Origin of the sequence: Dyadobacter beijingensis DSM 21582, from assembly GCF_000382205.1 — a bacterium.
In the GTDB taxonomy this organism is placed as follows: domain Bacteria; phylum Bacteroidota; class Bacteroidia; order Cytophagales; family Spirosomataceae; genus Dyadobacter; species Dyadobacter beijingensis.
This window is the reverse complement of record NZ_KB907787.1, coordinates 1,141,332-1,158,135: the sequence shown is the minus strand read 5'-3', so window position 1 is coordinate 1,158,135 and position 16,804 is coordinate 1,141,332. Positions and strand designations below refer to the sequence as shown.

11 protein-coding genes are annotated in these 16,804 nt (G+C 53.0%); 6 read left to right on the top strand and 5 right to left on the bottom strand.

Annotation, left to right across the window (positions count from 1 at the left end):
* Window positions 1-34: 34 nt before the first annotated feature.
* Window positions 35-796: an XRE family transcriptional regulator gene (locus H144_RS0112030; RefSeq protein WP_019942315.1), complete on the bottom strand. Its 762-nt coding sequence runs from the start codon at window positions 794-796 to the stop codon at window positions 35-37.
* Between the two features lie 138 nt (window positions 797-934).
* Between H144_RS0112030 and dinB the strand changes: the two genes are divergently transcribed.
* Complete coding sequence (gene dinB, locus H144_RS0112025) at window positions 935-2,164, top strand: DNA polymerase IV (RefSeq protein ID WP_019942314.1); 1,230 nt, start codon at window positions 935-937, stop codon at window positions 2,162-2,164.
* Window positions 2,165-2,179: 15 nt separating this feature from the next.
* Window positions 2,180-5,149 carry a DNA polymerase III subunit alpha gene (locus tag H144_RS0112020; RefSeq protein WP_026350629.1) on the top strand — a complete coding sequence of 990 codons (2,970 nt, stop codon included), beginning with the start codon at window positions 2,180-2,182 and terminating at the stop codon, window positions 5,147-5,149.
* On the opposite strand, the gene H144_RS0112015 is transcribed toward H144_RS0112020, so the two are convergent.
* Window positions 5,146-6,426, bottom strand: a complete 1,281-nt coding sequence (locus tag H144_RS0112015) for a glycosyltransferase family protein (RefSeq protein WP_157504635.1) — start codon at window positions 6,424-6,426, stop codon at window positions 5,146-5,148. The genes H144_RS0112020 and H144_RS0112015 overlap by 4 nt on opposite strands.
* Window positions 6,427-6,538: 112 nt before the next feature.
* Here H144_RS0112015 and H144_RS0112010 point away from each other — a divergent pair, with 112 nt between their 5' ends.
* From H144_RS0112010 to H144_RS0112000, 3 genes are all read left to right on the top strand, one after another.
* Window positions 6,539-7,024: a hypothetical protein gene (locus H144_RS0112010; RefSeq protein ID WP_063826388.1), complete on the top strand. Its 486-nt coding sequence runs from the start codon at window positions 6,539-6,541 to the stop codon at window positions 7,022-7,024.
* Window positions 7,025-7,102: 78 nt separating this feature from the next.
* On the top strand, window positions 7,103-7,726 hold the full coding sequence (locus H144_RS0112005) for a GyrI-like domain-containing protein (RefSeq protein WP_019942310.1): 624 nt from the start codon (window positions 7,103-7,105) through the stop codon (window positions 7,724-7,726).
* 158 nt (window positions 7,727-7,884) lie between these two features.
* On the top strand, window positions 7,885-10,695 hold the full coding sequence (locus H144_RS0112000) for a M16 family metallopeptidase (RefSeq protein ID WP_019942309.1): 2,811 nt from the start codon (window positions 7,885-7,887) through the stop codon (window positions 10,693-10,695).
* Between the two features lie 53 nt (window positions 10,696-10,748).
* Here H144_RS0112000 and H144_RS0111995 read toward each other — a convergent pair whose 3' ends face one another.
* The 3 genes from H144_RS0111995 to H144_RS0111985 form a co-directional block, all read right to left on the bottom strand.
* Window positions 10,749-10,982, bottom strand: a complete 234-nt coding sequence (locus H144_RS0111995) for a DUF3820 family protein (protein WP_026350628.1) — start codon at window positions 10,980-10,982, stop codon at window positions 10,749-10,751.
* Window positions 10,983-10,993: 11 nt separating this feature from the next.
* Window positions 10,994-12,463: a nicotinate phosphoribosyltransferase gene (locus tag H144_RS0111990; protein WP_019942307.1), complete on the bottom strand. Its 1,470-nt coding sequence runs from the start codon at window positions 12,461-12,463 to the stop codon at window positions 10,994-10,996.
* 160 nt (window positions 12,464-12,623) lie between these two features.
* Complete coding sequence (locus tag H144_RS0111985; protein WP_019942306.1) at window positions 12,624-14,108, bottom strand: glycine--tRNA ligase; 1,485 nt, start codon at window positions 14,106-14,108, stop codon at window positions 12,624-12,626.
* A gap of 274 nt (window positions 14,109-14,382) precedes the next feature.
* Between H144_RS0111985 and H144_RS0111975 the strand changes: the two genes are divergently transcribed.
* On the top strand, window positions 14,383-16,779 hold the full coding sequence (locus tag H144_RS0111975) for an ABC transporter permease (RefSeq protein WP_019942305.1): 2,397 nt from the start codon (window positions 14,383-14,385) through the stop codon (window positions 16,777-16,779).
* Window positions 16,780-16,804: the final 25 nt, after the last annotated feature.

Genomic DNA, 16,804 nt, shown 5'->3' with positions numbered 1-16,804 from the left:
ACTATCTTCAAGAAGACTTTCCGGGTTATTAATATCACTTCACCAACCGCTTCATTTCCTGCCGCAATTCCCGCATTTCCTGGTGCAGGCTTTGCAGGCTGATTTCCGTTTTGTCGGCTTCCAGGTTGAATGACAACTTACTGTTCACCTGCCATATTTCGCGGATTTCGGTGCGGTCTACGCGGATCGGTGCGTAATCGGGATTGAGGGAAATGAGGGTTACGAACGGCGAATCCTTTTCCTTCCTGATCTTTTTGACCAGCACGCTGTCAACCGTCACGACAACGTACAACTGCTTTTCACTCAATGCGTCCCAATCGTCGACCGCGCGAGCCCAGATCCATTCGCCGGATTGCAGGACGGGCGTCATACTGTCGCCATCGACCTGGAAGCCACGGAATGTAGCATTCCGGTATTCGGGTAACGGGATCGTGAAAGCGGGTAATGCCTCAAACCATTGCGCATCGCCGATATTGTTGGGATAACCCGCCGCCGCTTTGGCGCTCACGAGCACGATGTTATCCCTGCCTGCCGGATCGACCGTCACCACCTTCGGATTGACGAATACTTTATCCGCGTACAGGTATTTCTGCGCACTGTCGCCGAACAGCCAGAGCGGGTTGATGTGGTATTTTTTCAAAAGCTCCTTCACCACCTGCCCGGGGATACGCGTACGCCCGCGCTCGATATCGGCCGTGGTAGCGCTGATCCCGAGCTCTTCCGCAAATGCGGACTGGGTCAGGTTCAATTCTTCCCTGATTTGCTTAAAACGCCTGAACTCTTCGTCTATCGCCATGGATTCATGTGCTGGTTACTGGTGACAATCGCTTGACTTTTCAAACATACAAATATTTTGGAATATTTCCTTTCAATAAATGGAATTGATCCATATATTTGGAATAAATCCATTAATTCGTAAAAAATCCAACCGCCAGTGGACCGTGCGATATTACATTTTGACCTGGACACCTTTTTCGTGTCCGTAGAGCGCAAGCTGGACAGCCGGCTTGAAAAACGCCCTATACTCGTCGGGGGTACGGGCGACCGTGGCGTCGTGGCCGCGTGCAGCTATGAAACGCGGCAGTTCGGCGTGCATTCGGGTATGCCCATGAAGATGGCGCGGATGCTTTGCCCGGAGGCCACGGTGATCCGCGGGAACGGCGAAACGTATTCGCAGCATTCCAAAGTGGTGAGTGAGATCATCGCGGAGAATGTGCCGGTGTTTGAAAAAGCGAGTATCGACGAATTTTACGCCGATTTGTCGGGGATGGATAAGTATTTCAATTGCTATGGCATGGCCAGCGAGCTGCGGCAACGCATTATCCGCGAAAGCGGCCTGCCCATCTCGTTCGGGCTCGCTACCAACAAGCTGGTGTCGAAAGTGGCGACCGGCGAAGCCAAGCCGAACAACCAGCTGCAGGTAGAAGCCGGGCGGGAAAAGCCTTTCCTGGCGCCGATGGAAGTCCAGAAGATCCCGATGGTAGGGGAAAAAATGAACCAGACGCTGAACAACCTCGGCATCCGGTACGTGAAAACGATCCAGGAAATGCCTATGGAAATAATGGGGCAGGTTTTGGGCAAAAACGGCGTTTCCCTCTGGAACCGCGCCAATGGGCTCGACAACTCCCCTATCGTCCCGTTTCACGAGCGGAAATCGATTTCGAGCGAGCGCACTTTCGGGCGCGACACGGGCGATGTGCGCAAAATGCGGGAAATGGTGCGGGCAATGGCCGAAACACTGGCATTCCAGCTCCGGACGGGTGAAAAACTGACGTCCTGCGTATCCGTCAAAATCCGCTATTCCGATTTCAATACATTTTCGAAACAACTGAAAATTGCCTACACCTCGGCAGACCATGTACTGATACCGCATATCGAAAAGCTTTTCGACCAGCTGTACAACCGAAGGATGATGGTCAGGCTCGTCGGTGTCAGTTTCAGCGACCTCGTCACGGGGAATTACCAGATCAACCTGTTCGACGACACGGAAGAGCGCCTGAACCTTTATCAGGCGATGGATTACATTAAAACCAAATACGCCTACAACAAAGACGGCGACCAGATCCTGACCTGGGCCAGCACCATGGGCATTTCCGATATCGGCTCCATGGGCAACCCCTTCAACGGAGAACCGCCCATCATCCCGGCGCATCGGAATGCCTAGTTTTCCCCAACATTCATGCTACTCAACTGTCACTCTTATTTTAGCCTGCGGTTTGGAACGATATCGGAGGATGATTTGCTGGCGCTTTGCCGCGAGCACGGCCATGACTGTGCTGCGCTGACCGACATCAATAACACGTCGGGCTGCCTCAATTTCATCCGGATGGCGCCGCGGTATGATATCAAACCCATTGTCGGGATTGATTTCCGGAATGGCGTTACGCAGCAGTTTGTGGCGCTGGCGAAGAGTAACGCCGGGTTTCAGACACTGAATGCATATCTCTCGGCTTACAAGCAGACCGGCGCCCCATTCCCCGACCGCGCGCCGGAGATGGAAGACGTCGCGGTTATATATCCGTTTGAAAAACTGAACAAAGAACGTCGGGAGCAGTTCAGGAGCAACGAGTACATCGGCATTTCGATGCAGGAGCTGGATAAGCTGCATTACTCGCCCCTGCACCGGTACCGCGACCGGCTCGTGATCCAGCAGCCGGTGACGTTCCGGAACAAAAAGGACTTCAATGCGCACCGCCTGTTACGCGCCATTGACGGAAATACATTGCTCAGCAAACTATCGGCGGCTGAAACGGGCCAGGAAAGCGAACAATTTGTGCAGGCGAAGGTTTTGGAATACCATTTCAAACAAAAAGACTTCCGGGTAATCCTCGAAAACACCCGGAAACTGATGGATGAATGCCAGATCCATTTCAGTTTCGGCAACGAACGCGAGCACCAGAACCTGAAAGTATTCGGTCAGAGCGCGGAAGAGGATTTCAAAAAGCTCCGCTCGATGAGCTACGAGGCGCTGGGCTACCGGTACGGCAGCGACATTACGGACGAAATTTTCGACCGCATTGCCAAGGAACTCGAAATGATCCGGCAGCAGAACTTCGTGCCGTTCTTCCTCGTCAACCACGACATTGTGCGTTATGCGCGCCGCAAGGGCTATTATTATGTAGGCCGGGGAAGCGGCGCGAACAGCATTATCGCCTATTTACTCAACATTACCAATGTAGACCCGATCGAGCTGGACCTCTATTTCGAGCGGTTTATCAATATGTACCGGAAAAATCCCCCCGATTTCGACATCGATTTTTCCTGGCGCGACCGGGAGGATGTGACCCGCTACATTTTCGACACTTACGGCAAAAACGGCCAGACGGCCCTGCTCGCGACGTACAGCACGTTTCAGCACAATGCCGCCGTGCGCGAACTCGGCAAGGTTTTTGGCCTACCTGCCTACGAAATCGATACGCTGGCCAACGGAAAGTTCGATCCGAAAAAGCTCGACCAGCTATCGGGCCTGGTGATCAAATACGCCGATTACCTGCAAACCAACAACCAGCCGAACCACCTGAGCATCCACGCGGGCGGTATCCTCATTTCCGAGCGGCCAATGCATTATTTCACGGCCACCGACGTGCCGCCGAAAGGCTTCCCGACCACGCAGTTCGACATGGTGATCGCCGAGGATGTGGGGCTGAACAAATATGACATTCTGGGCCAGCGCGGGTTGGCGAAAATCAAGGAGACACTGGAAATCATCCGGTATAACCGTCCGGATGCGGCGGATTTCGACATTAACGACGTCAAAAAATTCAAAACCGACCCAAAAATCAACGACCTCATCCGGCAGGCGCAATGCATTGGCTGCTTCTACGTGGAATCACCGGCGATGCGGATGTTGCTCAAAAAACTGGAAGTGGACAATTACCTCGGCCTCGTGGCGGCCAGCTCCATTATCCGTCCCGGCGTGGCCAAAAGCGGGATGATGCGCGAGTACATTCTCCGCCACCGCCACCCCGAAAAACGTACCGAAGCACACCCGCGCCTGCTCGAACTGATGGAGGAAACGTACGGCATCATGGTGTACCAGGAGGACGTGATCAAGGTTGCACATTACTTTGCCGGGCTTACACTAGGCGAAGCCGATGTGATCCGGCGCGGCATGAGCGGCAAGTTCCGGGGGCGCGAGGAGTTTGAAAGGGTGAAGAAAAAGTATTTCAAAAACTGCCGCAGCAAAGGTTACGACGAAGCGACTTCGATGGAAATCTGGAACCAGATCGCCAGCTTCGCCGGGTTCGCATTCGCGAAAGGGCATTCGGCGTCGTATGCCGTGGAGAGCTACCAGACCCTGTTTTTGAAGGCCTATTTCCCGCTGGAATTCCTCGTGGCCGTGCTGAATAACGGCGGAGGCTTTTACGCGCCCGAGCTGTACGTACACGAGGCGCGCATGCTGGGCGCAACCGTACATGCACCGTGCGTGAACCACAGCGACGCGCACGCAACGATCGAAGGAAGCGATATTTACCTCGGTATGCAGTTCCTGAACGACCTGGAAGCCAAAACCATCGAGCGCATTCTCGCCGCGCGCTTGCAGGATGGGCCATTCACCTCGCTGAACGATTTCCTCGACCGGGTACCGATCTCGATCGAACAGCTCACGATCCTTATCCGCATCGACGCGTTCCGGTTTACAGGTATAGACAAGAAAACAATGCTCTGGAAGGCACATTTCCGGCTCAGCACCACGCCCGTGAAGGTGCCGCAAAAGCAATTGTTCCACACGGAAATCAAGGATTTTGAACTGCCTGAGTTCCATTCGTCCATTCTCGACGATGCTTACGACCAGATCGAGTTGCTGGGTTTTCCGCTTTGCAGTCCTTTTAACCTGTTGAAAAACACGCTGCCGAAAAGCACCATGTCGCGCGACCTGCACCTGTATGTGAACCAGGAAGTGGTGCAATACGGCTACCTCGTGGCGTTGAAAAACACGCGTACCGCCCGGGGTGAATCGATGCAGTTCGGTACGTTTCTGGATTATGAGGGACAATTTATCGATACCGTGCATTTTCCCTCGGCGGCTACACGGGTGAATGCTTCGGTGAGGGGCGTTTATAAAATTCGCGGCATTGTGACGGAAGAATTCGGCTTTCTGACCGTGGAAGTAACGGAAATCACCCGGATGGAATCGGCGGCCCGCTAACTGCGGCGGTTCCGTCCGGCCAATTTGCGGACAGGATTGATCTCTCCCAGCATTTCCACAAAAAGCCAGATCAGCAGCGCATTCCGGGCGTTCAGGATGATGACCATCGGCCATTGTTTCGAGAGCAGATTATGGTATTGCCCCGGAAATATCACCACCGTGAGCATGAGCGCGACCGTAAAAAGCAGATGGGTCCGAGCCTTGCAGAACGGGACCAGCGGCAGCAGCCAGATCATGTATTGGGGTGAAAAAACTTTGTTGAGCAGCATAAAAAGCAGTATTTGCGCACCGCAAGAGGCAATCAGCCTGCGCGTTTGCAATCCCGCCGGCATGGCCGACGCTCTATGAAACGCCCAGCCGAGGTAAGCGGTCATCGCCAGGAAGCAAATGGGAGTCGTGATATTGATAAAACCCAGAATACCGGCCGTTAACGGTGTAATCAAATGTATGGCGCCGAAGCTGTGCGCAATGTCCAGCTCGATAAGGCCGAAGCTTTCCAGCAACATCAGCATCCCTCCCGCAAGACTTTCGATCTGAATGCCGCGCAGCAGGTGGTAGCGCATGAAATCGGAGGCCGCATTCATTTCCATCGCCGCGATACAGCCTGCTAGAATAGCCGCGGCCGCCACAAAACCGGCGATTTGCCACCCCAGCTTTTTCCATTCTTTTTGAAACAAATAATACCACCCGAATACCGGCACCAGCACAATGCTGTACAACTTGGCAGCGACCGAAGCCAGGAGCGACATCCCGGAAACAAACGGCTTCTGCGAAATGTAATACACGGCGACAATGGTCAGTAACGCGGGGAACGTATCGAACCGGAAGAGGAACACCGGCAATGAGAACAGCATCGCCATCAGGTATTTGGGAAGCACTTTGCCACGCGTATCCATTTTAGCGATCACCGCTGCCATTCCCAGCCCGAGCGCCAGGTTTTGCACGACAAACCAGAACACGTAACTTTTGAAAGAACCGCCCGCCAGACTGCTGAGTATGCCCGGAAGCACGATCGGAACCAGGGAAAATACGGGATATTCGAGCCGGAAATCGCGGAATGGGACTTCGCCGCCGAGGAGTCTCATGGCCGTGCCCTGATACAAAAGCAGGTCCTGCATATGACCGGCGAAACGGAAAAACAGGTAGTAACTCTCCAATGCGAGGTACAAAAGGCCGGCAGCGAGTGCGATGGTATGACCTGGACTTCTGGCGAGACGTTTTCGGAATACAGCAGGGTCTGCGACCATCTGCAAGCCGGGAATTCTGAACTCAGTCATGGATCGGAACGTATTTTGCGGGGTGATTTCCTTCGTGGCGTGGGTCAGCGGCATTGTATTTTATATAAAACTAGCATCCTTTGCCTAATTTCCAAACAAATCACAGCTAACTATGATCTCAATACGACACTTCCTTTCATTCTCCATTTTTGTATGCCTTTTGTCCTGCAACAGCCATAAAGACACTGCCGGAGGCCAGGCCGACACGACGGACGACGGCATTCCCGCCGGGGTCGGGAATTCGGATTGTTATGTGTATCAAACGAAGGGAGACTCCGCATTTCTCCGCATCGATACCGGAAAGGACGATAGGGTCGCCGGTGAACTTTCGTATGACTTCCATGAAAAAGACCGTAACCGCGGCCAATTTACAGGTACCCTAAATGGTGACACGATTCTGGCACGCTATACTTTCCAGGCAGAAGGCAGCGAATCCATTCGGGAAGTGGTTTTTCTGAAAAAAGGATCGGGGTGGGTTGAAGGTTTTGGCGAGGTGAAAGATTCGGCAGGCGTAACACTTTTTAAAGATCGGTCGAAGCTTGATTTCGAAAAAGGGCTCCATTTCGAACCGTCGGAATGCCCTCCCGGTAAGCAATAATTTTCGGGACTGCTGTCATAGGGTTGTCATTGTACGGCTGCTAATTGCGCAGTGTATCAACCATAACCCCAATGTGCCATGGAAAAACTGGATCTGACTAAACATTTCAAAAGTTACTACACCGCAAAAGCCCAACCCGAACTGCTTGAAATCGGCCAGGCGTGCTATCTGTCCATTCAAGGCAAAGGCGATCCTTCGGGTCGGGATTTTATGCAAAAAATCCAGGCGATTTACCCGGTGGCTTATGCATTGAAATTCGCATTCAAAGCAAAGAAAAAGGATTTTGTCGTGGCGAAACTGGAAGGGCTGTGGTGGTACGACGAGGCACGCTATGCCGGCATTTCGATCGCTGATTCGCCCAAAGCCATTCCGCGCAGCGAATGGGAATACCGGCTGCTGATTCGCCTCCCGGATTACGTGACGCAAAAAGACGTCGAAGGTGCCGTAGAAATGTCTTTCGCATCGAAGGGCACGGCGGCGATCAGGGATGTTTCCTGGTTTGAAATGGAAGAAGGGAAAGTAGTTCAGATACTGCATACCGGGCCGTTTGATAACGAGCCGGAGACGCTGGCTAAACTAAATGAATTCATGACGGCACATTCCCTCGGCCGCAACGGGTTGCACCACGAAATATACCTGTCCGATTTCCGGAAGACAGCGCCCGAAAAGCTCAAAACCATTCTGCGCGAACCGGTTAAATAGCATACCGGTGACACGATTTTGTTGAAAATACGTCGCCGATGCGTCGTTTACGATACCGGCATTCTTTTTCAGCGACATTTGCAGCGCGGTCTTTGCAATCGCAATCTTTAACCATATATTTCGTCCCTCCTGAATAATATCAAATTAAAATTAGAAAAATGAAAAAGGCGTTCATAGCATTATGCTTGGCCGGATGGGGCTTCATGACTGTTACGACGGTGTCGGCGCAGACCCTGAGCTCCCAAAAAGTCCCCCTCGATCCCAGTGTGAAGACCGGAAAATTGAAAAACGGAATTACCTACTACATTAAAAAGAATACGGAGCCCAAAAACCGGGCGGAACTCCGGCTTGCCGTGAAGGCTGGCTCGGTGCTGGAAACCGACGCGCAGCAGGGCCTGGCGCACTTCATGGAGCACATGAATTTCAACGGCACCACGCATTTTCCTAAAAACGAACTGGTGAATTTCCTGCAAAAAACGGGCGTACGTTTCGGGGCGGATTTGAATGCTTACACGGGTTTCGACGAGACGGTTTATATGCTGCCTATCCCGACAGACTCGGCCGGTTTGCTCGAAAAAGGCATTCAGGTGCTCGAAGACTGGGCCAATGGCGCATTGCTCGACCCGGCTGAAATCGACAAGGAGCGCGGCGTGGTGCTCGAAGAGTCGCGCATGGGACGCGGGGCGCAGCAGCGTATGCGCGACAAATTCCTGAAAGTGATCCTCAACAATTCGCGCTACGCGGAGCGGCTGCCCATTGGGAAGGACAGCATTCTCAAAAGTTTCAAACCGGAGACGATCAAGGCATTTTACCAGGATTGGTACCGCCCGGACCTGATGGCCGTCATTGCCGTGGGCGATTTCGATGTGGCGAAAGTGGAAAGCATCATCACGCAGAAGTTCAGCTCCATTAAACCGCCTGTTAACCCTAAAAAGCGCGTCCGCTACGACATTCCGCTCGACGGCTCGACCAAAGTTGCGATCGTCACGGACCCGGAATACCCGCAAAACCTCATTCAGCTGATCTACAAGCAGCCTAACAGCAAGGAAAAGACCTTGCAGGATGTGCGCAACAACTTCGCGCAGGAATTGTACAATGCCATGATGGGCCAGCGCATTCAGGAACTGACGCAAAAGGCGAACCCGCCGTTCCTCTACGGAGCAACCGAGTATGGCGATTTCCTCGGAAACCTGGATTCCTACACCTCCTTTGCCCTTGCGAAAGATGCCGCTTCCATGAAAACGGCGTTGACGGCATTGCTCGAAGAGAATGCCCGCGTGCAGAAATTCGGCTTCACACAGCCTGAGTTAGACCGTGCGAAAAAGGATTTTTACAATGGCATTGAAGAGTATTACAAAGAAAGGGACAAGACGAAGTCGGCCAACCATGTGCAGGAATATTTGAACCATTTCCTCCACGACAAACCATTCATGGGTGCCGGGGCCTATTTTGAATTTGTGAAAAAACACCTCGATGGCGTCACGCTCGCCGAAGTGAATGCGCTGGCCAAGAAATACATTACGGATAAAAACAGGGCCGTGGTGATTATGGGCCCTGAAAAAAGCAAGGACGCATTGCCTACCGAAGCGGACATTACCTCGCTGCTGAGCGAGGCCGGTAAGGATGTGACGGCTTATGTGGACGACGTCGTGGATGCCCCATTGCTGAAAGCGGAGCCGACACCGGGGAAAATAACGGCCGAGAAAACGCTCGACAAGCTGGGCGTAACGGAAATCACGCTGTCGAACGGTGTGAAGGTGCTTTTGAAGCCCACCGATTTCAAAAATGACGAAATCCTCATCAAGGCGACGGCCAAGGGCGGCTATTCACTCTTCCCCGGCGAGCGCGAGACGGGCATTTTCACGAGCTACCTCGTCCAATCGGGCGGTGTGGGGCCTTATAACCAGACGCAGCTGCAAAAATTCCTCGCAGGCAAGACCGCCGGCGCGGGCCCGTACCTGAGCGAGCTCACGGAGGGGATCGGCGGCAATACCAACCCGAAAGACCTCGAAACGACCCTGCAACTGATCTACGCCTATTTCACCGAGCCGCGAAAAGACGCCGACGTGGTGACGGGCATTCTGGCCAACCAGAAGGCTTACCTGGAAAATATGCAAAAAACGCTGACGCCGGAGAAAGTATACTCAGATTCCCTGAATGCAGTCCTCACGAGCCACAACCCGAAAAGACAACCGCTCAAACCGGAGAGTATCGATAAAGTAAGCCTCGACCGCGCATTTGAAATTTACAAAAACCGCTTCGCCGACGCGTCCGACTTTGTTTTCACGATCGTAGGTGCATTCAAGCCGGAGACGCTGAAACCGCTGCTTGAAAAGTACCTGGGCAGCCTGCCGTCCAGCGATCGCGACGATACCTTTAACCACCCGAACATTTACCCGCCAAAGGGTAGGATCGAGAAGGTGATTTACAAAGGATTGGAACCCAAAAGCCGCGTAACGATGGTTTCGAGCGGAGAATATGACTATAACCCTGAAAACAACATTCAGATCGAAGCATTGCAGGAGGTATTGCAGATCAAACTCATCGAATCGCTCCGGGAGGAAGAAAGCGGCGTCTACGGTGTGAGCGTTTCCGAGGGAACGGATAAATTTCCGACCGGGCATTACCGGTTTTCGATCGGCTTCGGTTGCGCGCCGGAGAATGTGGATAAGCTCGTAAAGCGCACGCAGGAAGAGATCGCGAAGATCAAGCAGAATGGCGCCGATCCGAAGGATATCGAAAAATTTGTGGCGGAAACGCAGCGAAAAACCGAGATCGCATTGAAAACAAACGGCTTCTGGCTCGACTACCTCGACGACAACACCTTCCTCGGAGACGATCTCAACGAGATTTTCGAGCAGGACCGGTTGTTAAAATCGATTACTGTCGCCAGCACGAAGGCGGCTGCACAGAAATATTTCAATGACGACAATTTCATCAAAGTGGTGCTGATGCCCGAGAAGAAATGACCTCATTCCAAACAAAAATGCCGGCTCCGTTTCACGAAGCCGGCATTTTTGTTTTAAGCCACTTTGCGTAGCCCCTGGATCAGCGACTCCAACCCATTCATCTTGATTTCCAGCATCGTACCGAGCAGCATACCCAGTTTACCGGATGGAAATCCCTCGCGGTAGAACCATTCGAGGTAAGAAACGGGCAGATCGGCGATGACCTGGTCTTTGTATTTGCCAAAAGGCATTTTGTGGGTAATCAGATCTTTGAGGATCTCACTGTTCGGATGTGTTAACTCTTGCATACTCAGTTTTATCACGCCTCGTTGCCGGCGCGAAGTTTAAAAATCAAGTTCGTTTTTAAATCAAATAAATCCTTTTCAAGGCCCACCGGATAGGCATGCGGGTTTACAAATCGTTTTATTCCCTTATAAAAATGTGCCAGCTGGTCCTGCACGCGCTTCCGCGTGTCGTGTACCGAAGGCCGTTTGTAGATCAGCCGACCCGCTGCGAAAACGGGGACGAGCAAATCTTCATAGGACACTGACTCGTCAAAAGACCGGTTTTTGGTAAAATCATACGGGTCTACCATGGTGGCCTTACCGATGAGCGGCGTCTCCGTGTTGAAAATCATGTCTGACACAAAGCCGCTTGCATCCCGGAAGCGTCGAACCTGCTGAATGCCCGGCGTGGAGACCTTAATGGCCTGCTCGGACAATTTCAGTTTATAGTCCCATTCGCCGGAGTCCGCGCGGATCGCCGCCAGTTTGAATACACCGCCCAACGCCGGCTGATCGTAGGCTGTAACAAGCTTGGTACCGATTCCCCACACATTGATTTTCGCCCCCTGGATTTTCAGGCTGTCCATAATGTATTCGTCGAGGTCGTTGCTGGCGACGATATTTGTTTTCTCAAACCCTGCCTCGTCGAGGATTTTTCTCGCTTCGATACTCAGGTAGGCCAGATCGCCGGAATCGAGGCGGATACCGGAAAGGTCGTGGCCGGTTTCCCGCAATTGCTTACCCACTTCCGCTGCATGCCGCACACCATTGAGGGAATCGTATGTATCTACGAGCAGGGTGACGTTGTTGGGCATATGTTCGGCATAAGTGCGGAATGCTTCGAGCTCGGAGTCGAACGACATCACCCAGCTGTGTGCATGCGTGCCTTTCACGGGAATGTCGTACAGCTTGCCCGCGAGAACATTGGAGGTAGCGTCAAAACCGCCGATATAGGCCGCCCGGCTGGCCGTAACGCCGCCATCGGGCCCCTGCGCGCGCCGAAGGCCGAATTCCAGCAATGCATCATCTTTCGCGACGAGCCGCATTCTGGCTGCCTTGGTGGCGACCAACGACTGAAAATTGATCAGGTTCAGCAGCGGCGTTTCCAGCAGCTGGCATTGCAGTATCGGCCCCTGAATGCGCAGCAACGGCTCGTTCGGGAATACTACCGTGCCCTCCGGAATGGCGTCGATGCTGCATTGGAGCTCCATTTTACGGAGATAATCGATGAAACCGTCGTCGAACAGCCTGGTGCCGTCGCTGCCGGTCAGCGAGCCGATATAGCTCAGGTCATGCTCATTGAACCGGTATTCCTGCAAATATTCGATCACGCTGCTCAGCCCGCATGCCACCGTGAACCCGCCCTGAAACGGGTGCTTCCGGAAGTAGAGATTAAAGACCGCCTCTTGCTCCGCCTTGCCCGATTTCCAGTAGCCATAAGCCATGGTGAGCTGGTACAAATCGGTGAGCAAGCTCATGGAAGTGTCGTATAGCTGATTAATCATATTCGAGGTATTTCGGTGTCAAAGCCCTAATTACTAAAAAATCGCCATTATTACCATTTGAAATGATTTTCGAGCGGGCCCGGTTAGCCAATGGCGGGACAAAACAAAAGCGGGGCCGCTTCCAGGAAGCAGCCCCGCCGGTATCATCCGTTCAACAGGTTCAGATCGCTTCGAGAATGCGTTCGATTGCTACCTGGTAACCGATTTTTTCTTTCAACTCATTGATATGCACACGCTCCTGCTCCATAGAATCGCGGTGGCGGATCGTTACCGTATCGTCTTCCATCGTCTGGTAATCCACCACGATGCAGAACGGCGTTCCGATCAGGTCCTGGCGGGTGTAACGCTTACCGATCGCCGCATTATCATCATAAACCGTGCGGAACGACGATTTCAGGGATGCTGCCAGTGCCTGCGCTTTTTCAGCGAGTCCGTCCTTCTTCACCAATGGCAACACCGCGGCTTTGAACGGTGCCAGCGCCGGGTGCAGTTTCAGGAAAGTACGTTCTTTCGCGCTTTCGCCTTCGCCAACCGATTCTACGGTATAGGCATTGCAGAACGTGGCGAGGAACAAACGGTCGGCACCCACGGAAGTTTCAACCACGTAAGGAATGTAGTTACCGTACGGCTTGCCGTTTTCGTCCAGATCGGCGTCAAAATACTGCTGCTTTTTCTTCGAAAGCTCCTGGTGGTTGCGCAGATCGAAATCCGAACGGGAGTGGATACCTTCGATTTCGCGGAAACCGAACGGGAATTCAAATTCTATATCGACAGCCGCCTTAGCATAATGCGCCAGCTTATCGTGGTCGTGGTATTTCAATTTTTCCGCAGGCAAACCTATCGCCTTGTGGAACTTCAACCGCGCCTCTTTCCATTTGTTATACCATTCTTCTTCGGTGCCGGGGCGCACGAAGAATTGCATTTCCATTTGTTCGAACTCGCGCATACGGAAGATAAACTGGCGCGCCACGATTTCGTTACGGAATGCCTTACCGATCTGTGCAATACCGAAAGGAACTTTCATACGGCCGCTTTTCTGCACATTCAGGAAGTTCACGAAAATACCCTGCGCCGTTTCGGGGCGGAGGTAAATCATGTTGGCGTCCTCCGCTACCGACCCTACCTGGGTGCTGAACATGAGGTTGAACTGGCGCACTTCCGTCCAGTTGGTCGTGCCCGACACCTGGCACTTAATGTCTTCCGCGATAATCAGGTCGCGCACGCCGGTCAGGTCCTCGGCGCTGAGCAAACGGCCCATTTCGGCTAACAAAGCCTTGGCTTTTTCCGGCTGGCCGTCTTTTTCGTATTGTTCGGCTTTGCCTTCCAGGAGCTGGTCGGCGCGGTAGCGCTTTTTGGAATCCTTGTTGTCGATCATCGGATCGTTGAACCCGTCGACGTGCCCGGATGCCTTCCAGGTGAGCGGATGCATGAAAATGGCCGCATCGATACCCACGATATTGTCATTGAGCTGCGTCATGGCCTTCCACCACGCAGTTTTGAGGTTATTTTTCAGCTCGACGCCATTCTGACCGTAATCGTAAACGGCCTGTAATCCATCATATATTTCGGAAGAAGGGAACACGAAACCGTATTCCTTCGCGTGCCCAACAATGTCTTGCAAAGAGGTAGCAGGTGCCTGGCTCATTCTATTTGTTTAAAAATCAATAAGAAAAAAGACTATTAAATCCATCAAAATCATGAATTTGGCAAAATTAGGGATTTTGGCGGCATTGCGCATGGCAATCCCGGCCGATTTGCCTTCTTAATTTTTCCGTAACACGCGTGCGCCGCTGGACAAAGCTGTCCGTTAGCGAACAGCCCAGCATTCATTTATTTATATAATTCACTCAAAATCAATGCAAAAACCGGTTGGCATATAATTTATTGGTTACCAGGTACTGACTAACAAACCTTGACTTATGCTATTCAACTACCTCAAAATATCTATCCGGAACTTCCGCAAGCAGCGGTTGTTCAGCGGCCTGAACATCCTCGGGCTCGGCATCGGCATCGCCGCCGTGTGGCTGATGGTTCTCTACGTAGCCGACGAGCTGAGCTACGACCGTTTCCATGCCAAATCCGACCGCATTTTCCGCGTCAGCCAGGAAGCACAGTGGGCCACAGGCAGCTTCAAACTGGCGCCTACTTCGCCGCCGTTCGCACCAGCATTGCAAAATGAATACCCTGAAATCGAGCAAACCGTGCGCATCAGCACCGAAGGCGGCGGCAGGATTCGTTTCGGGGAAAAACAGGTCGATGCGAACGACATTTACTTTACCGACGCTTCTATATTCGGCCTATTCAGTTACCCGTTCATTTACGGCGACCCGGCCACCGCATTACGCGAGCCGCAGAAAATCGTCCTAACCAAGACCCTCGCCGAGCGCATTTTCGGCGACGCTTCGCGGGCTATGGGCCAAACCGTGTTTTTTTCCAACAACTATCCCAATACGGTGACGGGCGTCATCGAGGATGCACCCGCCAATTCCCACTTGAATTTCAGCGCGTTGCGTTCGCTCCCGGCGGATTACACCGGCGGCTGGCAGGAGGGCAATGTCTATACCTATTTGTTACTCAAAGAAGGCGCCGACGCGAAGAAGCTCGAAGCCAAGTTCCCCGCGTTTTACAGCAAGTATTTGCAAAAACAAATGGGCAATGCGGATTACCATATGGCATTGCAGCCGCTCACATCCATTCACCTCCACTCCCACCTCGACTACGAAGTCGGCCCGAACGGGAACATTAATACGGTATACATTTTCTCGGCCATTGCCGTGCTGATCCTGATCATCGCCTGCATTAATTATATGAACCTCTACACCGCCCGGTCGCTCAAACGCGTGCGGGAAGTGGGCGTGCGCAAGGCCATCGGCTCGCAGCGTGTCCAGCTCATCGGCCAGTTTCTGACCGAGTCGTTTATAATGACCATTCTCGCGGGTTTTGCCGGCTTTTTACTGGCGAAAGCGGCGCTCCCGTTCTTCAATGCGCTGGCGGAAAAGTCGCTGAGCATGCAGTTGAGCAATAACAATATCGCTACGCTGGGCATTGCGGCGGCATTTCTCGTGCTGATCGGTCTGGTGAGCGGCTTGTACCCGGCTCTGATGCTCTCGGGTTACCGACCTGTGATCGCATTGAAGGGACAACTGGGCAGCCAGGCAGGCGGCGCGGGGTTCCGGCAGTCGCTGGTCGTGTTCCAGTTTGCGGCTACGGTGGTGATGATCGCCTGCGCCGGGATTGTGTACAAGCAAATCCGCTATGTCAACGATAAAAACCTCGGTTTCAACAAAGATCAGATCCTGACGTTCCATATCGACAAAAACGAGGTGCGCAACCAGGTGGGCGCATTAAAAACGCAGCTGGAACAGAACCCGGTGATCGAAAGTGCCGCCGCCGCGAGTAATCCGATCGGCAACAACAGTATTGGCTCTACGGCCTTGTTTGTGGAAACCAGCAACGGCGAAATACCTTCTACCACCCAAATGATGCAGCGATTCATGGCCGATGCCGACTACCTGCGCACGATGGAGATCAAGCTGCTGCAAGGACGGGATTTTGTTAAAAACTCCCCTGCCGACCTGGCTGGCTCCGTGCTTGTGAACGAGGCATTGGTCAAAAAACAGGGTTGGGTGAACCCCATTGGCAAGCGCCTGCGCTACCCGGCCGACAACGACGGCAATACAACTGAGCTGACGATCGTAGGCGTGACCAATGATTTTCACATTTATTCGTTGCAGCACAAGATCGAGCCGCTAATGATCCAGCTCGCACCGCCTTCGGAGCAGGACAACATGTACGTGCGCGTTAACCCCGCAAAAACGTCCGAAGCCTTGGCGCACATTGCGCGGGTTTACAAAACATTCGACCCGGAAGCGACGCCGGAGTTCCATTTCCTCGATGAGAATTTTGCCAAACAATACCAGGCAGAGCAACGGCAGGGCAACGTACTGCTGGCATTTGCGGTCCTTGCGGTGGTCATCGCCTGCCTTGGCCTGTTCGGTCTGGCCGCATTCGCCGCAGAAGCGCGCACAAAGGAAATAGGCGTCCGGAAAGTGCTCGGCGCCAGCGTGCAGGATGTGGTACTGATGCTCTCCCGCGATTTTGTAAAACTCGTCCTGATCGCGATCGTCATCGGAACGCCCATAGCGGTCTACGCCATGAGCCGCTGGCTGCAAAATTTCGAATACCGCGAGACATTATCCTGGTGGATCTTCGCCCTGGCCGGCATCATTGCCATCGTGATCGCGCTCGCCACGGTAAGTTCTCAGGCATTGAAATCGGCATTGACCAACCCGGTGAAGGCTTTAAGAGCGGAATGAGAGGAGGAAAGTAAATAACTTTTCA